The sequence below is a fragment of the Pseudomonas zanjanensis genome (assembly GCF_014268745.2).
In the GTDB taxonomy this organism is placed as follows: domain Bacteria; phylum Pseudomonadota; class Gammaproteobacteria; order Pseudomonadales; family Pseudomonadaceae; genus Aquipseudomonas; species Aquipseudomonas zanjanensis.
The window spans coordinates 213,606-233,675 of record NZ_JABWRB020000003.1; the positions used below are offsets into that span (position 1 = coordinate 213,606).

Consider the following 20,070-nt stretch of genomic DNA (forward strand, 5'->3'; position numbering starts at 1 on the left):
CATGAGCGTTTCATTCAAAGGACTGGCCGCCGCCCTGTTGCTGGGCGGCAGTGCCATGGCAATGGCTGCCAATGACGGACAGATGCGCGTCAACCAAGTGCTGCAGGCGGACCCGCAATACCGCGAGACTTGGCAGCACGTCGTGAAAAAAGAAGAACGCCTGCCGGAATGGGTGATGAACCTGACAGGCGATTCGGAACAGATGAATGCTGTCGAGGAAGACGGCGACAAGTACTTGGTGGGGCCGCTCTGTGAAACCCAGGCAACGTGTCGCAGCAAGCGTCTGATCGTTGCCTTCAGTTTCGACAAGGACGAGGCCTATGCCATGTTGGTGGAAGTCCCTGCCGGACTGCCGGCGGACAAGTCCCCAACCCGTCATGCCGATTACCGCTTCCTCGGTAATCCCAATGAAGGTATGCAAGAACTGTTGATGGAACAACTGAAGAAAGATCCGAACTGGTACTGATTCTGAAAACGGGAAAAGCAGCCCTGCTTTTCCCTGCTGCACAGCCCGAGGAGGGCCGGTGCATGACCAGGGGGCCGGGACGTTCTGACGGATGAGCGTCGGAGTGACCTACGGGCACAAGGGGTGCCTGCGAAAGGGCCGGGTCAGGTAATAGCTGCGACGCAAGTTCGCAAAGCCCGCATGGCTTGGCGAACTTGCGTAGAGCTTCGTGTCGCACAATGCGTGGGCCAGAGCGATTGGGTTCTTCTGGCGTCATACGCCGGTCGCGATGCGGCATTTTGTCTCCTCCCGCCAATTTATTGCCCTTTCCTCGACCGTATATCGGAGAATGCCGAGATAAATTGTCTCGTGGGCTGCGCTTCGATGCGTTGCCATTTCATCGGTTTACCAACCCAGGCTGAATCAGCCCAGCTACGCTGAAATGGCCGCTCCACGGCACTTATGCCTGCATAAATGGCGCATTCGAACCGCTTGTTAGGCGGGTTTCGTTTGGAAAATCTCATGCCGATTCGGCATGGGGTAGGCGTTTACGGCATTAGACGATCCCCCCTGGCATCGCAATAGTTGCGCCTTTTTTCGCCTGCCAGTAAGCCGCTCGCGCGTGCTCGGGGTGACCTTATACGGGGGCAGGGGCGCGAATGTTTTTCGTCATCGACGAGCCATTCGCGCCCCTGTCCGAGTCCAACTGAAGTAAGGGTAACGATATGAAGAAGGCACGACTAAGCCTCGCCTGGCAGATCCTCATCGGTCTGGTGCTAGGGATTGCATTGGGCGCGCTGCTCAACCATTTCAGTGCCGAGAAGGCCTGGTGGATCAGCAACGTGCTGCAACCGGCGGGCGATATCTTTATCCGTCTGATCAAGATGATCGTGATCCCGATCGTGATTTCCTCGCTGATCGTCGGCATCGCCGGGGTGGGTGATGCCAAGAAGCTCGGGCGTATCGGTCTCAAGACCATCCTTTACTTCGAAATCGTCACCACCATCGCCATCGTCGTCGGCCTGCTGTTGGCCAACTTCTTCCAGCCGGGCAGTGGCATCGACATGAGCACCCTGGGTACGGTGGATATTTCCAAGTACCAGGCCACGGCGGCGGAAGTCCAGCATGAACATGCGTTCATCGAGACCATCCTCAACCTGATCCCGTCGAACATCTTTGCCGCCGTCGCCCGTGGCGAGATGCTGCCGATCATTTTCTTCTCCGTCTTGTTCGGCCTGGGCCTGTCCAGCCTGCAATCGGACTTGCGCGAGCCGCTGGTGAAAATGTTCCAGGGCGTGTCGGAAAGCATGTTCAAAGTCACCCACATGATCATGCAATACGCCCCGATCGGTGTGTTTGCCCTGATCGCGGTGACAGTCGCCAACTTCGGCTTCGCCTCCCTGCTGCCGTTGGCGAAACTGGTGATCCTGGTTTACGTCGCCATCGCCTTCTTCGCCTTCGTCGTGCTGGGCCTGATCGCCCGCCTGTTCGGCTTCTCGGTGCTCAAGCTGATGCGCATCTTCAAGGATGAGCTGGTGCTGGCCTACTCCACCGCCAGTTCCGAAACCGTGCTGCCGCGCGTGATCGAGAAGATGGAAGCCTACGGTGCGCCGAAAGCCATCTGCAGCTTCGTGGTGCCGACCGGTTATTCGTTCAACCTTGATGGCTCGACCCTGTACCAGAGCATCGCGGCGATTTTCATCGCCCAGCTGTACGGCATCGACCTGTCCATCAGCCAGCAATTGCTGCTGGTGCTGACGCTGATGGTCACGTCCAAGGGCATTGCCGGCGTGCCGGGCGTGTCGTTCGTGGTGCTGCTGGCCACCTTGGGCAGCGTGGGTATTCCGCTGGAAGGCCTGGCCTTCATCGCCGGTGTCGACCGCATCATGGACATGGCCCGTACTGCGCTGAACGTTATTGGCAACGCCCTGGCGGTGCTGGTCATCGCGCGTTGGGAAGGCATGTACGACGATGCCAAGGGGCAGCGCTACTGGAACTCCCTGCCGCACTGGCGCAGCAAGGAGCCGTTGCCGGCGGGGGAAACTTCCAGCAATTGATGCCTGCCTTGAGGCCGCCATCGCGAGCAGGCTCGCTCCCACACTGACGAGTGTTCCCTGTGGGAGCGAGCCTGCTCGCGATGGCGGCGGCACATTCAACATCAAGCCAACCAAACCCCGGAGCAATCCGGGGTTTGTCGTTTCTGCCAGCCCCGCTATCATTCGCGGCATCTTCCGAGGGACTTAACCGATGCTCAATGGCCTGTGGCTTGGCTTCTTTATCGTGGCAGCCGTGTCGGCGCTGGCGCAGTGGCTGATTGGCGGCAACGCCGGGATCTTCGCGGCCATGGTGGAAAGCATTTTCGCCATGGCCAAGCTGTCGGTGGAGGTGATGGTCCTGCTGTTCGGTACCTTGACCCTGTGGCTGGGCTTCCTGCGCATCGCCGAAAAGGCCGGGATCGTCGACTGGCTGGCCAAGGCCCTCGGCCCGCTGTTCTTGCGCTTGATGCCGGAAGTGCCCGCAGGCCATCCGGCGATCGGCCTGATCACCCTCAACTTCGCCGCCAACGGCCTGGGGCTGGACAACGCGGCCACCCCCATCGGCCTCAAGGCCATGCGCGCCCTGCAAGACCTCAACCCCAGCCCGACCATCGCCAGCAACGCGCAGATCCTGTTCCTGGTGCTCAATGCCTCGTCGCTGACCCTGCTGCCGGTGACCATCTTCATGTACCGCGCCCAGCAAGGCGCGCCGGATCCGACCCTGGTGTTCCTGCCGATCCTGCTCGCCACCAGCGCCTCGACCCTGATGGGGCTGCTGTCCGTGGCGTTCATGCAACGCCTGCGCCTGTGGGACCCGGTGGTGCTGGCTTACCTGATTCCGGGTGCGCTGGTGCTGGGCGGTTTCATGGCGTTGTTGGCGACGCTCTCGGCCACGGCGCTGGCGGGGCTGTCATCGATCCTCGGCAACCTGACGCTGTTCGGCCTGATCATCTTGTTCCTGGTGGTGGGCTCACTGCGCAAGGTCAAGGTGTATGAAGCCTTTGTCGAAGGCGCCAAGGAAGGGTTCGACGTTGCCAAGAGCCTGTTGCCGTACCTGGTGGCCATGCTCTGCGCCGTCGGCGTGCTGCGGGCCTCGGGCGCGCTGGATTTCGGCCTGGACGGTATCCGCCACCTGGTGCAGTGGGCCGGCCTGGACACGCGGTTCGTCGATGCCTTGCCGACTGCCATGGTCAAGCCGTTCTCTGGCAGCGCCGCCCGGGCCATGTTGATCGAGACCATGAAGACCTCCGGCGTGGACAGCTTCCCGGCCCTGGTGGCGGCGACCATCCAGGGCAGCACCGAGACCACGTTCTACGTGCTGGCAGTGTATTTCGGTGCCGTGGGCATCCAGCGGGCGCGCCATGCCGTGGGCTGCGCGTTGCTGGCGGAGTTCGCCGGAGTCGTGGCGGCGATTGGTGTGTGCTACTGGTTCTTTGGCTAAGCGGCGGGAGTGAGTTCTTGCGATAGCGGTGGTTCAGCTGACAGCGCTGCTGGATATGCCGCCGTCATCGCGAGCAAGCCCGGCTCCCACAGGGTCTAGAGCCGGACATAAATATTGGCTACACCTCAGAACCACTGTGGAAGCTGAGCTTGTGGGAGCAAGGCTTGCCCGCGATGCAAACACCTCGGTGTAGCGGATAGACCCAGGCGCTGCCATCGCGAGCAAGCCCGGCTCCCACAGGTCACCGCGAATCCCTGTGGGAGCGAGCTTGCTCGCGATAAGGTCCGAAGGGCCTTCAGTCCGTCACCTCGAAACGCAGCACGCCGATCATCTGGCCGTTTTCCGTAAGCACTCGCACTTGCCATTTGCCGGTCGAATTTTCCGGGAAGTTCTGCTTGTGGGTCCAGGCGCGATAGCCTTCCTTGCGCCCGCCATGGATGTCCAGGGCGATGCGGTCGACTTCTTTGCCGTTGAACTGCCAGACGTGATAAATCCGCTCGTCGAGCCCTCGCGGCGCATTGATGGCCGTGTAGGCGTACAGGCCATTGCCGCGAATCTGCGCCGCGCTGACCTGCTTGAGGCTGGCGCCCGGCGTGCGGTCCTCCAGTTGGGTGCTGATGGCCACTTCGGTCATCCACAGCGTGGCCGGTGGCACCCAGGAGCGCAGCATCCACCCAGCGGCCCCAATCCCCACGGTGATGCAGAGGATCGCCAGGGCGTTGCGCACGGTGCGGATCGGGAAGATCGAGGCCAGGCTGGGAAACGACAGCAACATGGCAGTGCCCAGCGCCAGCTTGAAGCTCTGGTCGGTGGTCAGGTGCAGGATCACCGGCAACGCGGTGAGCAGGGCGGCGAACAGCGTCAGCGTGTGCAGCGCCAGGAACGCCCAGCGCCGGGGCGCCAGCCATTTGTAGTACAGCGGATCGGTGATCGAAATCAGCGCCGCGATGGTCAGCAGCCCGGTGAAAAGCAGCTGGCTGCTGTTCCAGGTGGTGGTGATAAAAAAGAACGGCAGGACGAAAAACAGGCTTTCCTGGTGAATCATCTGCGTGGCATAGCGCAACAGCGGCTGGGGGATTTCCCGTTTGAAAATCCGCGTGAACAGCCGGGTCATGCTGTTCTCCACCATCAGCCAGAGCCAACTCACCAGCATCATGATGGCAATCCAGGTCGCCAGGCCCTGCTGGCGGTCCACCAGCATGAAACTGCCGACCCCGGAGATGAAACCGCCGAGCGCAATGACCCCTGGATAGCGCTTCATCAATTCAAGGATGCGCTGGAGATAGACCGTCAGGTTTTGCATTCAGTGGTTTCACAGTAAGTCGTAGGAAATATCCCTGACAGAGTATCGCCAGGACGATGACAAGGCGAGGAGCGCGACGCCTACCGTGGCTATCTTTTGTGGCGAGGGAGCTTGCTCCCGCTGGCCTGCGAAGCAGGCCCCTGAATTTCTTCAGACAGACCGCATTGCCCGGGGTTGCGACTGCTGCGCAGCCGAGCGGGAGCAAGCTCCCTCGCCACGGGATTTGAGTGCTCCTGAGCGAGGGTCATCGCGAGCAAGCTCGCTCAATCAGACGTCGGTCGCGCCCTGCGACTCCATCGCCACCCAATCCCCACCAGCAGCAACCCCAGCAAACCAGCCAGCCCCCAGACAAGCTCATCATCACTGAGCAACGGCTTCTCGATGCGCAAATACCCCGGGTCCTTGAGCAGTTCGCGCAGGGCCGCGTTGGCCTGTTCCAGGCTCACCCCCTGCAGGCGGACCGCCGGGTTGGCGAAGCGGCCGTCTTCGTAGTCACCCAGGGCGCTCCAATAGTAATCGGCCAGTGCGCTGTTGCCTTGAACCGCCCAGGACTGATGGGCGATGGCCGCGCGTTTGATGCGCACGAAACTGGCCGGGTCCAGGCCATCCTTGAGCAAGGTCTTGCGCAGCTCTTCGAGGGCTTGTTCGGCTTCGGGCAGGTCCTCGCGGGAAAGGTCGGCGTTCAGGCTGAAGAAGCCAACGCCGCCGAACACTTCGCGCTCGGTCCACGGCCCGTAGGACAGGCTGCGGTCCAGGCGCAATTGGCGATAGAGCGCCCAATCCAGGTAATCCTTGAGCAGGTCGAACGTCTCGTCATGTTGCTCGTCCAGCACCGGCTCGGGGAACAGCCAATGCAGCTTGGCGCTGTCGCCGACCAGGCCACGGATCAGATTGCGCTTGGTGACCGCCTTGTAGCGGATCTGCGGCAGCGCCTCGTGGACGCTGGGCTCCACCGGTTCGAGCTCGCCAAAGGCGCGTTCCAGGTAGGCCGGCAGCAGTCGGTCGAGATCGCCGACCATGATCAGCGTCATGTTGTTCGGCGCATACCAGTCCTTTCGCACTTGTTCGAGGCGGGCGAGGGTATGGCGCTGGACCTCGGGCCGTTCCGCGCAGCGCAGGCCCAGCTCAACCGCCAACTGATTGCTGGCCTTGTGGCCTAGGTCTTGGCGATCGAGCCAGCGTTGCAAGTGGGTGTAGTGGCCGCCGTCTTCGCGCTCCACCACCCGCTTGGCCGCTTCCAGGGCTTTTTCATCGATGCGGGTGCGGGTCAACAGCGCCAGCAGCAGGTCCAGGACCTTGCGTTGATTGCGTGCCGGGGCCTCGATGACGAACGTGGTGTCGGCGTTGCTGGTGAACGCGTTCCACTCGCCACCCAAGGCTTGCATGCGCTCTTCCAGGCCGCCTTCGCCGCTTTCGTCGACGCCGCTGAACAGCAGGTGTTCGAGCAGGTGCGGCAGTTCCTTGTCGGCGCAACTGAAGTCGTCCAGGCCCACGCCCACCACCAGCCGGATCGCCACGTGCCCGCGCTCGGTGCCGGGCTTGAGCAGCAGTTGCAGGCCGTTGGGCAGCATGTAGCCTTCGACCTGGAACCGGTCCAGGGCGACCACGGGCAGTGAACCGAGCAAAAGAACGGCGAGCAACAGACAACGCATAAAGGCTTCCTGGCGGCTGGGTGGAGGTCCATGGTGTCGGGCAGGCCGTCAACGGCGGAGTGTCGCCCGGAGTCGGCTCGCTCCCCCTATCGAATCTATGCGGTGTTCATGACAACGGGAGCAGGCGGGCCGGTGAACGGTTTCAGGCCCGAGCCATTGTTTTTGACTGACGTTTTTCACTGACATTGTTACTGACTGACCAATGCGCCAGTCGTTCACGGCGAATGGGTAATGTCGCTAATTTCATCGGCCGCCAGCGCGCCGATCTCGGACGTCTCCAGCACCACGTAGGCACTGCCGCAAAACAGCGAATTGAGGCGTCGCATGTCAGCAATCAGCTCCAGGTGCAGGGAACTGGTCTCCATGCTTTGTACGACTTTGCGTTGCAAACGGCTGACATGGGCGTGGGCCATGCGCCGCTCCTGCGCTCGAAAGCGACGTTTCTCACGCAGCAACTGCCGGGCGCTTTCCCGGTCGGCGCTGAGGAATACCGACAGGCCCAATCGCAGGTTGGCGATCAAGTGGCTGTGCAGCCCCGCCAATTCCTCCAGGCCGACCTCGGAAAAGGAACGACGTTGCGAGGTTTTCTGCTGCTGGACCTTGCGCAACATGCGCTCGATGAGGTCGCTGGCCAGCTTGAGGTTGATCGCCAGTTCGATGATCTCCGCCCAGCGGCGGCTGTCCTGTTCGCTGAGGTCCTCACGGGGCATTTGCGCCATGTACAACTTGATGGCACTGCACAGCGCTTCGACGTCATCGCTCATGCGCCGGACGTCCTGGGTCACCGCCGTTTGCGCTCCGCGCAGCACGTCCAGCATGGCTTCGAGCATGTTTTCGATCAGGTCGCCGATGCGCAAGGTTTCCCGGGCCGCGTTCGCCAGGGCCAGGCTCGGGGTGGCGAGGGCGGTGGCGTCCAGGTGGCGGGGCTTGGCCGTGCCGTTGGTCTCGGGCCGCTCCGGCAGCAGCCAGGCACAAAGCTTGGCCATCGGGCCGACGCTGGGCAGCAACACCAGGCACCGCACGGCGTTGTAGAGCAGATGGAAGCCGATCACGGTTTCCTGGGGGCTGAAATCCAGGCTATCGAGCCAGCCCACCAGCGGATCGAGCACCGGAATGATCAACACCAGCCCGATCAGCTTGTACAGCAGGCTGCCCAGCGCCACCTGGCGTCCGGCGGTGTTCTGCATGCTGGTACTGAGGAACGCCAGGATGCCGCTGCCGATGTTGGCGCCGATCACCAGGCCGATGGCCACCGGCAGACTGATCACCGCGGCGCCGGCCAGTGTCGCGGTGAGCAGCACGGCCGCGAGGCTGGAATAGGAGACCATCGCGAACAGCGCGCCGACCAGCGCATCGAGCAGGATGTCGCCGGTCAGTGAGGCGAAGATCACTTTCACGCCTTGGGCGTGGGTGATGGGCGCGGCGGCTTCGACGATTAACTGCAAGGCGAGGATGATCAGGCCCAGGCCGATGCTGACTCGGCCCATTTGCCCGACGCGCGTCTGTTTGCGCGAGAGGAAAAAAATCACCCCGAGGAAAATCAGCAGCGGCGACAGCCACGACAGGTCGAGGGTCAGCACCCGCGCCATCAGCGCGGTGCCGACATCGGCGCCCAGCATGGTGGCCAGGGCCGGGGTCAGCGCCATCAGGCCCTGGCCGACGAACGAGGTGACGAGCATGGCCGTGGCGTTGCTGCTCTGGACCATGGCCGTGACCATGATGCCGGCGATGAACGCCAGCCAGCGCCGGGACATGTTCTGGCTGATGACGTGGCGCAGGTTCGAGCCATAGACCCGCAGGATGCCGGTACGCACGATATGCGTGCCCCAGATCAGCAGGGCCACGGCGGAGAGCAAATTGAGCAGGGTCAGCATGAGAGGCCCCCTGTTAGCGTCCCAAAGGAACAAATGGGTGATGCCACATTCTTCGTTCTTGTACTTAAGCTGTAGTTGGCGAACGGTACGGGCGCCAGCATTGCACAGCTAAAGAATCGATTGAAACAAAACTGTCATGAAAACAGGTCGTCCAGAACGACAAAGATCCTGTGGGAGCGGGCTTGCTCGCGAAAGCGGTAGGTCAGTCGCATCGGTGCTATCTGATCCACCGCCTTCGCGAGCAAGCCCGCTCCCACAGGGGTATGCATTCCAGCTTAATGACCTGGCCGCTTTCCCGCAGGCATGAAAAAGGGGCTCCAAGAGCCCCTTTCATTCACTGCCCTCTACCTTACTGACCCGGCATGTCCTTGCGCAGTTTCACCGGATCCTGTTGCTTGCGCTTGCGCGCCATCGCGGTGCGCATCTTGATGTTGACTGCTTCCACCGCCAGGGAGAACGCCATGGCGAAGTAGACGTAGCCTTTTGGCACGTGCACGTCGAACGACTCGGCAATCAGCACGGTACCGACCACCAGGAGGAACGACAGCGCCAGCATCTTCAGCGACGGGTGCTTGTCGATGAACGTGCTGATGGTGCCCGAGGCCAGCATCATCACCAGTACGGCGACGATGATTGCCGCGACCATGACCGGCACATGGGAAACCATGCCGACCGCGGTGATGACCGAATCCAGGGAGAACACGATGTCGATGATCGCGATCTGGATGATGGTGTAGATGAAATTGCCGCCCTTGCCCGAAGGCGCGTCGCTGCTTTCATCTTCGCCTTCCAGCGCGTGGTACATCTCCTGGGAGCTTTTCCATAGCAGGAACAGGCCGCCGAAGAACAGGATCAGGTCACGACCGGAGATGCCCTGGCCGAACACTTCGAACAAATCGGCCGTCAGGCGCATGACCCAGGTGATGGACAGCAGCAACAGGATCCGCGTGATCATGGCCAGTGCCAGACCGAAAATCCGGGTGCGCGCCTGCATGTGCTTGGGCATGCGGCTGACCAGGATCGAGATCATGATGATGTTATCGATGCCCAGGACGATTTCCAGGGCGGTCAGGGTAAAGAAGGCAACCCAGATTTCCGGGTTGGTCAGCCATTCCATGTGAGTTCCTTTGAGCGAGTGTTAGGCCGCGCCGCGCCTTCGGTTACCCGAGAGGGGCGACGCAGCGGGCGTTGCTTTTATAGAGTGCTGAACAGCGGAAAAATCCCCATCAGCAAGGCGGCGAACATTATGCACAGGCAAACCAGTACTGCCCACTTCAAGGTGAAGCGTTGGTGATCGCCGAACTCGATTCCCGCCAGGGCCACCAGCAGATAAGTCGACGGAACCAGCGGACTCAGCAGATGCACGGGCTGGCCAACGATGGAGGCACGGGCCATTTCGACGGCGGTGATGCCGTAATGACTGGCGGCTTCGGCCAAAACCGGTAACACCCCGTAATAAAATGCATCGTTGGACATGAAGAACGTGAACGGCATGCTCACCAGTGCGGTGATGACCGCCAGGTAAGGACCGAGGAATTCCGGAATCACCGCCAGTAGGCTCTTGGACATGGCGTCGACCATGCCGGTGCCGGACAGGATGCCGGTGAAAATCCCTGCCGCAAAAATCAGCCCGACCACCGCCAGTACACTACCGGCGTGCGCCGCGACGCGGTCTTTCTGCTGTTGCAGGCACGGGTAGTTGACGATCATCGCGATACTGAAGGCCACCATGAACAGCACCGGCAATGGCAACAGGCCAGCGATCAGGGTGCACATCAGGGCCAGGGTCAGCGCGCCGTTGAACCAGATCAGCTTCGGACGGCGGGCGTCCGGGAACTGGGACACGCTGATTTCGCTGTGGTCGATCTCATCGCCCGCCAGGTGCAATTCACCCAGGCGCGCACGTTCGCGCTTGCCGTACATGTAGGAAATCGCCAGGATCGCCACGACACCGGCCAGCATCGCCGGGATCATCGGCACGAAGATGTCGGACGGGTCCACATGCAGCGCACTGGCCGCCCGGGCGGTTGGGCCGCCCCACGGGGTCATGTTCATCACGCCGCCGGCGAGAATGATCAGGCCAGCCATGATGCGCGGGCTCATGCCGATGCGGCTGTAGAGCGGCAGCATCGCGGCCACGCAGATCATGTAAGTGGTCGCGCCGTCACCATCAAGGGAAACGACGAGCGCCAGAACGGCGGTACCGACCGAAACTTTCAACGGGTCGCCCTTGACCAGCTTGAGGATCTTGCGCACGGCCGGGTCGAACAGGCCGGAGTCGATCATCAGGGCAAAATACAGAATCGCGAACATCAGCATCACCCCGGTCGGGGCGAGCTTGGTGATGCCTTCGAGCATCATCGGGCCGATCTTCGGCGCGAAGCCACCGAACAGGGCGAACAGGATCGGGATGATGATTAGGGCGATCAGCGCGGACAGGCGCTTGGTCATGATCAGGAACATGAACGTGATGACCATGGCGAAGCCAAGGAAAGTCAGCATGGGAAATACTCCAGGCGTGGCGCGGCTATGGAAGGCGAACCGGACAGGTCAGCGCAGGATGCAAAGCACGGGGCGGACGGATGGAGTGGGTGCAGCGGGACGGGTAGCAGCGGACATCAGAATCACCATTGTTGTTGTTAAAAAGGCCGAACGAGCATCAGAAAGACTCGTTGTAGGCCACCGGTCTGTTGCCGGTAGGTGAGGCGATCCTAATCGCGCAAGCTTTCAGCAGCCTTTCGCAAGCCGAGCGTATGACCAAACGCACGAAGTTACTTTGTGGCGAGGGGATTTATCCCCGCTGGACTGCGCAGCAGGCCCAATAAAGGCAGAACGCATTTCTCCTGAAAATTGCGCGATGACAGATTTAGGGGCCGCTTCGCGCCCCAGCGGGGATAAATCCCCTCGCCACAAAAGCAGTCAGGTTTTTGCTTTGAAGGCTGAAAGATTCAACGGCCGCACCGCGCCCATCCAGATCGCATGGTCGGTGTGATCGGCCAGGTCATCGCCGGTCTCCGGGTGCAGGAAAATCACCAGCCCCTTGCGATTCAGGGCCAGCCACGGCAGGACCACGCCGATGTACTGCGGATCGAAGGCCAGCTGACAACTCCAGTCCGGATGCGGGCCGACCGGGCGTTGATGGACGCGGCCCATTTTCAGCGGGAACAACTGCGCCGCTTCCTCACACAGCGCCCGCGCCTGGTCGAGGGTATTGGCGTCGAAATACACGTGGGCGTGGTAGCCCTTGATCCGCTGCATCTGTTTCTCCTTGAAAAGAGGCCGAACCCTCGCCGTTTGCCGCGGGTCAGAGCCTTTACAGGCGGGACAACGAGGAAAACAGCCATGAAAAACGCCGAAACCCCGGTCATCAAAGTGGTGCTCTATGGTGCCATGAGCAGCCTCGGCAGTGCGTTGATGGCTGAACTGCTACGGCGCCAGCATGAGGTCATCGCCATTCTCGATGACCTCACCGCCCTGGCCCCACGCCCGGGCCTGCGGACCAAGACCGGCGATCTGTTCGACCCGGAGCGGGTCAAGCAAAGTGTCGCCGGCGCCAGCGCCGTGGTGTGCCTGTTGAATGCACCAGGGCTGCCGATGAACAGCGAACAGGTGGAGCGCACCCTGGTTCCCGGCCCGGTGGAGCAGGTCTTGGCGGTGGATGCCCTGATCGCCGGCATGCAGGCGGTGAACATTTCACGGCTGTTCCTGGTGGGCGATTTTGCGCTGCTGGACGAAGAACAGGCCGACGATGATTTGCAGCGCCACGCCGCCGAAGAAATGCTCGACGCCCTGAAGAGCAGTGCCTTGCAGTGGACCCTGATCAACGCGCCCTACGCCGCGCCTGGCCTGGGCATCGAACATTTCAGCCAGGTCAGCACCAGCCTGGAACCCGGCCTGGCCGAAACCTTGGAGCGGCTCAACCGCGTGGCGGTCGGCATTGCCGACGAGCTGCGCCTGAACCTGCACGTGGGCGAGCACGTCAGCTTCGTGCCCGCCAATTAGAGATGGACATCCCGTGGCGAGGGAGCTTGCTCCCGCTGGGCCGCGTAGCGGCCCCAAAAAGACGGCCACGTACTCAAACAGCAATCGACGGCAACGGCAATCCCGTGAGCGACTCGGCGCTGTTAGCCTGTTCTTCCATCAGCCAATCAACGAATTGCCGGATCAACACACCGCGCCGTTTACGCTGGGGCAAAACCACGTAATACCCCAGCCGCGACAGCACCGTTTCCGCGATCGGACGACACAACAGGCCCTGGGCCAATAAGTTATCCACAAGGTGACGCCAGCCAATCGCGACGCCTTGGCCGCCAATCGCCGCCTGGATGAGCAGCGTGTAGTTGTCGAAGCGCAACTGCCCGGGCGCCGGCGGCGAGGTGATGCCCAATTCGCGGAATACACCACTCCAGTCGAACCAGCTGTTGCTGTTGCTCGCGCGCAAATGCAGCAACGGAAATTCCGCCAAGGCCTGGGCGGGCAAGGGCAGGGGACGCTCCTTGAGCAGCAGCGGGCTGCACACCGGAAAGACTTCTTCGCTGAATAGCCAACGACTTTCGCCTTGTTTGAAGCGACCGTCGCCGAACAGCACGGCAACGTCGATATCGGTGCGGAGCATGTTGTGATTGCGTTCGCTGGTCACCAGGCTCACGTCCACTTGCGGGTTGGCGGCGTGAAAGCGATGCAGGCGCGGCATCAGCCAATAGGCGGCGAAGGCGAAGTCCGTGGCGACTTGCAGCACCTCGTGCTGGTGCTGGGCGGTGATGGCGCTGAGCCCGGCATCGATGCTCTGCAAACCGGCCTGCACCTGCTCGAACAGGATCGTCCCGGCCTCGGTCAGTTCAATGCCACGGTAGATGCGATCAAACAACCGCGTACCCAGTTGCTCTTCCAGGCGCTTGATCTGTTGGCTGATGGCCGGTTGCGTGGTGCCCAGCTCAATCGCCGCCGCGGTAAAGCTCTGTTGGCGAGCCGCGGCTTCAAAGGCTCGGAACAGTTCCAAGGACAGGCTACCCAGGGCGTCATACATAAGCTGTGCTTATCCTAGTCATTATCCTGCATGGGCTTTACCCAAAAACCCGGGGGCTACATGCTCAATCGCAGCAATGTCGCATAACTGCCTACTATGGAATGCCGCGAATACATGAAGCGCAAGAACATTCTTTTCATCATGGCCGATCAAATGGCCGCGCCAATGTTGCCGATCTACGGTCCTTCACCGATCAAGCTGCCGAACCTGTCGCGCCTGGCCGCCGAAGGCGTGGTGTTCGACGCCGCCTATTGCAACAGCCCACTGTGCGCGCCGTCGCGGTTTACCCTGGTGAGCGGCCAGTTGCCGAGCAAGATCGGCGCATACGACAACGCGGCGGACTTTCCCGCAGATGTGCCGACCTACGCCCATTACCTGCGCCGCCTCGGCTACCGCACGGCGTTATCCGGCAAGATGCACTTTTGTGGCCCCGACCAACTGCACGGCTACGAAGAGCGCCTGACCAGCGACATCTACCCGGCCGACTACGGTTGGGCGGTGAACTGGGACGAGCCGGACGTGCGGCCCAGTTGGTACCACAACATGTCGTCGGTGTTGCAGGCCGGGCCTTGCGTGCGCACCAACCAATTGGATTTCGATGAAGAAGTGGTGTTCAAGGCCCAGCAGTACCTGTTCGACCACATCCGCGAGGACGGTGACCAGCCGTTCTGCCTGACCGTGTCGATGACCCACCCACACGACCCGTACACAATTCCCAAGGCTTTCTGGGATTTGTATGACGACAACGACATCCCATTGCCCCAGACCCCGGCGCAAACGGACCTTGATCCACATTCCCAGCGGTTGCTGAAAGTCTACGACCTGTGGGACAAGCCGCTGCCTGTGGATAAGATTCGCGATGCCCGTCGCGCCTATTTCGGTGCGTGCAGCTACATTGACAGCAACGTCGGCAAGCTGCTGCAAACCCTGGAGGACACCGGTCTGCTGGACGATACGATTATCGTCTTCTCCGGCGATCACGGGGACATGCTCGGCGAAAAGGGCCTCTGGTACAAAATGCACTGGTTCGAAATGGCCGCTCGCGTACCGCTGCTGATCAGCGCACCTGGGCAGTTCGCCAGCGGCCGGGTGGGTGCGGCCGTGTCCACCGCCGACTTGCTGCCGACCCTGGTGGAACTGGCCGGCGGCACGCTGGAACCGGGCTTGCCGCTGGATGGCCGTTCGCTGGTGCCGCACCTGCAAGGGCAGGGCGGCCATGATGAAGTGTTCGGTGAATACATGGCCGAAGGCACCATCAGCCCGTTGATGATGATTCGTCGTGGCCCGTGGAAATTCATCTACAGCGAAGATGACCCGTGCCTGCTGTTCGACGTTCGCAATGACCCCAAGGAACTGGAAGATCTCAGCCAATCCGCCGAGCATCATTCCCTGTTCAGCGATTTTCTCGCCGAAGCCCGCGCCAAGTGGGATATCTCGACCATTCACCAACAGGTGCTCGCCAGCCAGCGCCGCCGCCGTTTCGTCGCCCAGGCGCTGACCCTGGGCAAACTCAAGAGCTGGGATCACCAGCCGCTGGTGGACGCCAGCCAGCAGTACATGCGTAACCACATCGACCTCGACGATCTGGAGCGCAAGGCCCGTTATCCACAACCCTGCCAAAACCAATAACGTAAGGGGCAAGCCATGCAAAAGTTATCCACAGTACTGACCGCTGGGCTGTTGGCATTGAGCAGCGTTTCGGCCTGGGCCGAGCAGAGCTGCGAAACGGTGAAGATGGCCGATCCGGGCTGGAGCGACATTGCCGCCACCAACGCCATCACCGGTTTCCTGCTGGACGGGATGGGCTACAAGGCCAAGGTCGACACCCTCGCCGTGCCGATCACCTTCGGTGGCCTCAAGGAAGGCCAGGTGGATGTGTTCCTGGGTAACTGGATGCCGGCGCAGCAGGGTTTCTATGACAAGTTCGTGGCCAATGGCGACGTCACGCAACTGGCCAAGAACCTGGACGGCACCGAATTCACCCTGGCGGTCCCGGATTACGTCTGGGATGCGGGTGTGCATAACTTTGCCGACCTGAACAAATTCGCCGACAAGTTCGACAAGAAAATCTACGGCATCGGTTCCGGCGCCCCGGCCAACCTCTCGCTGAAAGAAATCATCAAGACCAACGACTTCGGCATGGGCGAATGGAAACTGGTGGAGTCCAGCGAGCAGGCAATGTTGGCGGAAGTCTCCCGGGCGGTGAAAAAACAGAAATTCGTGACCTTCCTCGGCTGGACCCCGCACCCCATGAACGTGCAATTGAAAATGCACTACCTCAAGGGCGGCGAGAAATACTTCGGCGACACCGGCGCCGTCTATACGCTGACGCGCAAAGGTTATGCACAGGCCTGCCCGAACGTGGGCAAGCTGCTGACCAACCTGAGCTTCACCCAGGAAATGGAAAACAGCATCATGGCCGAGGTGGTCAACAACAAGGTCAGCAACGCCGAGGCGGCCAAGGCCTGGATCAAGGCCAACCCGGCGGTGCTGGATAAATGGCTGGACGGTGTGAAGACCCTGGATGGCAAGGACGCGTTGGCGGCGGTGAAGGCCAAGCTCTGACAATCATGCTGGCTCCGCGTGCTTTCCCAGCGTGACGCGGAGCCATTGTGGCGAGGGGATTTATCCCCGCTGGGTTGCGAAGCAACCCTAATGTGTCGACTCGGTGTGTCAGGCCAACTGCGTTCAGCCTTTTTGGGGTCGCTTCGCAACCCAGCGGGGATAAATCCCCTCGCCACAGGGAGAACAGTGCCTTGTCCTGATACCCTTGCTTGCAAACCCCATCCTTGAGGCCCCATGGCAATCCCCACGCGCCATTCACTCTTTCCCTTCCTGAGCTGGCTGCCCCGGCAGACCCGGGCCAGTGTCGGCCGTGACCTGATCGTCGGCCTCAGCGGCGCGATTCTCGCGTTGCCGCAGTCCATTGCCTACGCCCTGATTGCCGGCCTGCCCCCCGAGTACGGCTTGTACGCGGCGATCGTGCCGGTGCTGATCGCCTGCCTGTGGGGTTCGTCGTGGCACCTGATCTGCGGGCCAACGGCGGCGATTTCCATCGTCCTGTACGCCACCGTCAGTCCCCTGGCTGTGCCCGCATCCCAGGACTACATCACCTTGATCCTGCTGCTGACGGTGCTGGCGGGTATCTTCCAATGGTTGCTGGGTTTGCTGCGTTTCGGGGCGCTGGTGAATTTCGTCTCCCACTCGGTGGTGCTGGGTTTCACCCTGGGCGCGGCGGTGGTCATCGCCCTGGGGCAGTTGCCGAACCTGCTGGGCCTCGACCTGCCGAACGAAGCCACGGCCTTGAGGGGCCTGCTGATGCTGGTCGACCACATTGGGGCTGTGGATAAGCCATCGCTGCTGCTGGGATTGGGCACTTTGATTCTGGGTGTCCTGCTCAAGCGCTTGCTGCCGCGCTGGCCGAGCCTGTTGATAACTTTAGTCATCAGCAGCCTGGTGGTCTGGTTGTGGCCGGCGATGTTCGGGCATGTGGCGCTGGTCAGTGCTTTCGCCGGGCGCCTGCCGCCGCTCACTTTGCTGCCGCTGGACCTGGAGCTGATCCTGCGTCTGCTGCCCGGTGCCGTCGCGGTGGGCATGCTCGGGTTGGTCACCAGCTTGTCTATCGCTCGTTCATTGTCGGTACGGTCCGGGCAATTGCTCGATGCGAATCAGGAGGTGAGGGCGCAGGGGCTTTCCAATATTGTCGGAGGATTTTTCTCCGGATCGTTGTCAGCCGGTTCCTTCACCCGTTCCGGCCTCAGCTATGAAGCCGGGGCCTGTTCGCCCCTGGCCGGGGTGTTCTCGGCCTTGTGGGTGGCGTTGTTTGCGGTCGCCGGGGCGAAACTGATCGCGCACATCCCGATTCCCGCCATGGCTGGCAGCATTTTGCTGATCGCCTGGGGGCTGGTGGATCACCGGGGTATCCGCGCGTTGTACCGCGTGAGTCGCGCCGAATTCGTGGTGATGAGCCTGACCTGCCTGGCCACGTTGCTGCTGGAACTGCAAACCGCCATTTATGCTGGCGTACTGGCTTCGCTGTTCTTTTACCTCAAGCGCACCTCGCAGCCCCGGGTGCAGCATTTTCGCGAAGGGGAGGCGGAGATTTTGCGGGTGGGCGGCTCGATCTTTTTCGGCGCCAGCCATTACCTGCAAGTGCGCCTGCAACGGTTGCAGGCGCAGCGGGTGGTCATCGATGCCCAGCAGATCAACTTCATTGATTATTCCGGGGTGGAAATGCTCCATCAGGAAGCCCGGCGCCTGCGCGGCCAGGGGCGTAGCCTGACGTTGCGCATGGCCCGGCCGCAGGTGGTGGAGGAGTTGTTGAAGTTGGAAGGGGCGCAGGCGTGCCCGATTCATTTCGAGGACTGAAGAGATTGCACTGAGCTTAAGGTTCACACACACCCGTGGCGAGGGGATTTATCCCCGCTGGGGCGCGCAGCGGCCCCGTTTTTGGGACTGCTTCGCAGTCCAGCGGGGATAAATCCCCTCGCCACAACAGCCTAAAGCCTACAGCGCCAACTGGCGGCGCAGTTCGGCCAGCACCGGCGCGGTGTCCGGGCGTACCCCGCGCCACAGGTAGAAGGCTTCGCCCGCCTGCTCGGCGAGCATGCCCAGGCCATCCATCGCCACCGCCGCCCCGTGCTCACGGGCCCAACGGCAGAATGAAGTCGGTTCCTTGCTGTACATCATGTCGTAGCAAACCGTCTTGCCGGGCTCGATCAAGCTGGCGGCAATCGGTGGCACATCCCCTGACAGGCTCGCGGAGGTGGCGTTGATGATCAGGTCCACCGGCTCTTGCAGCCAGTCGAAGCCACTGGCCGAAACCGGGCCCAGGTCGGCGAACAACTCGGCGAGCAATTCGGCTTTTTCCACCGTGCGATTGGCGATGATCACCGAGGCCGGCGCTTCGGCCAGCAGCGGTTCCAGGGCCCCGCGCACCGCGCCGCCGGCCCCCAGCAACAGGATGCGCTTGCCCTTGAGGCTGAAGCCGGCGTTGACGGTCAGGTCGCGGACCAAGCCGGCGCCGTCGGTGTTGTCACCCAACAGGCGACCGTCGGCCAGCTTGCTCAACGTATTGACCGCCCCGGCCCGTTGGGCCCGCTCGGTCAGGCTGTCGGCCAGGCGAAAGGCGTCCTCCTTGAACGGCACCGTGACGTTCGCCCCACGCCCCTCGCGGAAAAATGCCTGGGCGCACCCGGAAAAATCCTCCAGCGGTGCCAGCAGCGTGCTGTAGTCCAGGCGTTGCCCGGTCTGCTCGGCAAACAGGCGATGGATCAACGGCGACTTGCTGTGGCCGATCGGGTTACCCATTACAACGTAGCGGTCCATGGATAATCCCCGTTCAGGCCGTAGCCAGCCAATCGCGATCCTGCAGGAAATACTCGGTCAGCCGCGCTTCTTCGCTGCCCGGCTCGGCTTTCCAGTCGTAGCCCCAGCGCACTTGCGGCGGCAAGGACATCAGGATCGATTCGGTGCGCCCGCCCGATTGCAGCCCGAACAGGGTGCCGCGGTCGTAGACCAGGTTGAATTCCACGTAGCGCCCGCGGCGGTATTCCTGGAACTCCCGTTGCTGGGCGGTGAACGCATCGTGCTTGCGACGACGCACGATCGGCAGGTAGGCGTCGATGTAGGCGTCGCCGATGGCGCGCATGAAGGCGAAGCTGGTGTCGAAGTCCCACTCGTTCAGGTCATCGAAAAACAGGCCGCCGATGCCCCGGGGCTCGTTGCGATGCTTGATGTGGAAATAGCTGTCGCACCAGGCCTTGTAGCGCGAATAGACGTCCGGGCCGAACGGTTCGCAGGCTTGCTGGGCGATGCGGTGCCAATGCACGCAATCCTCTTCCACGCCGTAATAAGGCGTCAGGTCGAAGCCACCGCCAAACCACCAGACCGGCTCTTCGCCTTCCTTTTCGGCGATGAAAAAGCGCACGTTGGCGTGGGAAGTCGGCACGTGGGGGTTGTGCGGGTGGATCACCAGCGACACGCCCAGGGCTTCAAAGCCGCGACCGGCCAATTCGGGCCGATGGGCGCTTGCCGACGGTGGGAGACCGCTGCCGAAGACGTGGGAAAAGTTGACGCCGCCCTTTTCGATCACCGTGCCGTTTTCGATCACCCGCGTGCGACCGCCACCGCCGGCAGGCCGGGTCCAGGCGTCTTCGACGAAGCGCGTGCCGCCGTCCTCGGTTTCCAGGGCGGCGCAGATACGGTCTTGCAGGTCGAGCAGGTAGGCTTTCACGGCCTCGGTGCGAGTGGACATGACATCACCTTGATCAGGGCTACGCTACGCGGCGTAT

Annotated in this window: 16 protein-coding genes; 7 read left to right on the forward strand and 9 right to left on the reverse strand. The window is 61.8% G+C overall.

The features are described 5' to 3' along the window. Position 1 precedes the first annotated feature (1 nt). The 3 genes from HU715_RS20750 to HU715_RS20760 all read left to right on the forward strand — a co-directional run bounded on the left by HU715_RS20750 (position 2) and on the right by HU715_RS20760 (position 3,922). Positions 2-466: an inhibitor of vertebrate lysozyme family protein gene (locus HU715_RS20750; RefSeq protein ID WP_186706420.1), complete on the forward strand. Its 465-nt coding sequence runs from the start codon at positions 2-4 to the stop codon at positions 464-466. Between the two features lie 704 nt (positions 467-1,170). After that, a complete protein-coding gene (gene gltP, locus HU715_RS20755) occupies positions 1,171-2,502 on the forward strand; it encodes a glutamate/aspartate:proton symporter GltP (protein ID WP_186706419.1) in 1,332 nt (443 codons plus the stop codon). Positions 2,503-2,692: 190 nt separating this feature from the next. Continuing rightward, a complete protein-coding gene (locus HU715_RS20760; RefSeq protein ID WP_186706418.1) occupies positions 2,693-3,922 on the forward strand; it encodes a nucleoside recognition domain-containing protein in 1,230 nt (409 codons plus the stop codon). 295 nt (positions 3,923-4,217) lie between these two features. Here HU715_RS20760 and HU715_RS20765 read toward each other — a convergent pair whose 3' ends face one another. The 6 genes from HU715_RS20765 to HU715_RS20790 all read right to left on the reverse strand — a co-directional run bounded on the left by HU715_RS20765 (position 4,218) and on the right by HU715_RS20790 (position 12,009). Then, positions 4,218-5,225: a DUF5924 family protein gene (locus HU715_RS20765; protein WP_186706417.1), complete on the reverse strand. Its 1,008-nt coding sequence runs from the start codon at positions 5,223-5,225 to the stop codon at positions 4,218-4,220. Positions 5,226-5,488: 263 nt separating this feature from the next. Further along, positions 5,489-6,877, reverse strand: coding sequence for a M16 family metallopeptidase (locus tag HU715_RS20770; RefSeq protein WP_186706416.1), 1,389 nt, complete (start codon positions 6,875-6,877; stop codon positions 5,489-5,491). Between the two features lie 215 nt (positions 6,878-7,092). Next, positions 7,093-8,751 carry a Na/Pi cotransporter family protein gene (locus HU715_RS20775; protein WP_186706415.1) on the reverse strand — a complete coding sequence of 553 codons (1,659 nt, stop codon included), beginning with the start codon at positions 8,749-8,751 and terminating at the stop codon, positions 7,093-7,095. A 349-nt stretch (positions 8,752-9,100) separates the two neighbouring features. Continuing rightward, on the reverse strand, positions 9,101-9,868 hold the full coding sequence (locus HU715_RS20780; protein ID WP_186706414.1) for a TerC family protein: 768 nt from the start codon (positions 9,866-9,868) through the stop codon (positions 9,101-9,103). A gap of 77 nt (positions 9,869-9,945) precedes the next feature. Then, positions 9,946-11,253, reverse strand: coding sequence for a CitMHS family transporter (locus HU715_RS20785; RefSeq protein ID WP_060739862.1), 1,308 nt, complete (start codon positions 11,251-11,253; stop codon positions 9,946-9,948). A gap of 417 nt (positions 11,254-11,670) precedes the next feature. Then, on the reverse strand, positions 11,671-12,009 hold the full coding sequence (locus HU715_RS20790; RefSeq protein WP_186706413.1) for a DOPA 4,5-dioxygenase family protein: 339 nt from the start codon (positions 12,007-12,009) through the stop codon (positions 11,671-11,673). 84 nt (positions 12,010-12,093) lie between these two features. Between HU715_RS20790 and HU715_RS20795 the strand changes: the two genes are divergently transcribed. Next, entirely contained in the window at positions 12,094-12,753 is a 660-nt protein-coding gene (locus HU715_RS20795) for an NAD(P)-dependent oxidoreductase (protein ID WP_186706412.1), read from the forward strand. 73 nt (positions 12,754-12,826) lie between these two features. Here HU715_RS20795 and HU715_RS20800 read toward each other — a convergent pair whose 3' ends face one another. Next, entirely contained in the window at positions 12,827-13,777 is a 951-nt protein-coding gene (locus HU715_RS20800; RefSeq protein WP_186706411.1) for a choline sulfate utilization transcriptional regulator, read from the reverse strand. 114 nt (positions 13,778-13,891) lie between these two features. Between HU715_RS20800 and betC the strand changes: the two genes are divergently transcribed. From betC to HU715_RS20815, 3 genes are all read left to right on the forward strand, one after another. Beyond that, positions 13,892-15,406: a choline-sulfatase gene (gene betC / locus HU715_RS20805; protein ID WP_186706410.1), complete on the forward strand. Its 1,515-nt coding sequence runs from the start codon at positions 13,892-13,894 to the stop codon at positions 15,404-15,406. Positions 15,407-15,421: 15 nt separating this feature from the next. Then, on the forward strand, positions 15,422-16,342 hold the full coding sequence (choX, locus tag HU715_RS20810) for a choline ABC transporter substrate-binding protein (RefSeq protein ID WP_186706409.1): 921 nt from the start codon (positions 15,422-15,424) through the stop codon (positions 16,340-16,342). 234 nt (positions 16,343-16,576) lie between these two features. Continuing rightward, complete coding sequence (locus HU715_RS20815; protein WP_186706408.1) at positions 16,577-18,145, forward strand: SulP family inorganic anion transporter; 1,569 nt, start codon at positions 16,577-16,579, stop codon at positions 18,143-18,145. Between the two features lie 138 nt (positions 18,146-18,283). On the opposite strand, the gene aroE is transcribed toward HU715_RS20815, so the two are convergent. Both aroE and hemF read right to left on the reverse strand, forming a co-directional pair. Further along, positions 18,284-19,105, reverse strand: a complete 822-nt coding sequence (aroE, locus tag HU715_RS20820; protein ID WP_186706407.1) for a shikimate dehydrogenase — start codon at positions 19,103-19,105, stop codon at positions 18,284-18,286. 13 nt (positions 19,106-19,118) lie between these two features. Then, positions 19,119-20,033, reverse strand: coding sequence for an oxygen-dependent coproporphyrinogen oxidase (hemF, locus tag HU715_RS20825; RefSeq protein WP_186706406.1), 915 nt, complete (start codon positions 20,031-20,033; stop codon positions 19,119-19,121). Positions 20,034-20,070 lie beyond the last annotated feature (37 nt).

What these genes read in the sequence shown, in the direction of transcription:
- HU715_RS20815 (WP_186706408.1), top strand. Translation starts at nt 16,577, where the DNA reads ATGGCAATCCCCACGCGCCATTCACTCTTTCCCTTCCTGAGCTGGCTG.
- hemF (WP_186706406.1), bottom strand. Translation starts at nt 20,033, where the DNA reads ATGTCCACTCGCACCGAGGCCGTGAAAGCCTACCTGCTCGACCTGCAA.
- HU715_RS20785 (WP_060739862.1), bottom strand. Translation starts at nt 11,253, where the DNA reads ATGCTGACTTTCCTTGGCTTCGCCATGGTCATCACGTTCATGTTCCTG.
- HU715_RS20790 (WP_186706413.1), bottom strand. Translation starts at nt 12,009, where the DNA reads ATGCAGCGGATCAAGGGCTACCACGCCCACGTGTATTTCGACGCCAAT.
- HU715_RS20780 (WP_186706414.1), bottom strand. Translation starts at nt 9,868, where the DNA reads ATGGAATGGCTGACCAACCCGGAAATCTGGGTTGCCTTCTTTACCCTG.
- HU715_RS20800 (WP_186706411.1), bottom strand. Translation starts at nt 13,777, where the DNA reads ATGTATGACGCCCTGGGTAGCCTGTCCTTGGAACTGTTCCGAGCCTTT.
- HU715_RS20760 (WP_186706418.1), top strand. Translation starts at nt 2,693, where the DNA reads ATGCTCAATGGCCTGTGGCTTGGCTTCTTTATCGTGGCAGCCGTGTCG.
- aroE (WP_186706407.1), bottom strand. Translation starts at nt 19,105, where the DNA reads ATGGACCGCTACGTTGTAATGGGTAACCCGATCGGCCACAGCAAGTCG.
- HU715_RS20765 (WP_186706417.1), bottom strand. Translation starts at nt 5,225, where the DNA reads ATGCAAAACCTGACGGTCTATCTCCAGCGCATCCTTGAATTGATGAAG.
- HU715_RS20795 (WP_186706412.1), top strand. Translation starts at nt 12,094, where the DNA reads ATGAAAAACGCCGAAACCCCGGTCATCAAAGTGGTGCTCTATGGTGCC.
- gltP (WP_186706419.1), top strand. Translation starts at nt 1,171, where the DNA reads ATGAAGAAGGCACGACTAAGCCTCGCCTGGCAGATCCTCATCGGTCTG.
- HU715_RS20750 (WP_186706420.1), top strand. Translation starts at nt 2, where the DNA reads ATGAGCGTTTCATTCAAAGGACTGGCCGCCGCCCTGTTGCTGGGCGGC.
- HU715_RS20770 (WP_186706416.1), bottom strand. Translation starts at nt 6,877, where the DNA reads ATGCGTTGTCTGTTGCTCGCCGTTCTTTTGCTCGGTTCACTGCCCGTG.
- choX (WP_186706409.1), top strand. Translation starts at nt 15,422, where the DNA reads ATGCAAAAGTTATCCACAGTACTGACCGCTGGGCTGTTGGCATTGAGC.
- betC (WP_186706410.1), top strand. Translation starts at nt 13,892, where the DNA reads ATGAAGCGCAAGAACATTCTTTTCATCATGGCCGATCAAATGGCCGCG.
- HU715_RS20775 (WP_186706415.1), bottom strand. Translation starts at nt 8,751, where the DNA reads ATGCTGACCCTGCTCAATTTGCTCTCCGCCGTGGCCCTGCTGATCTGG.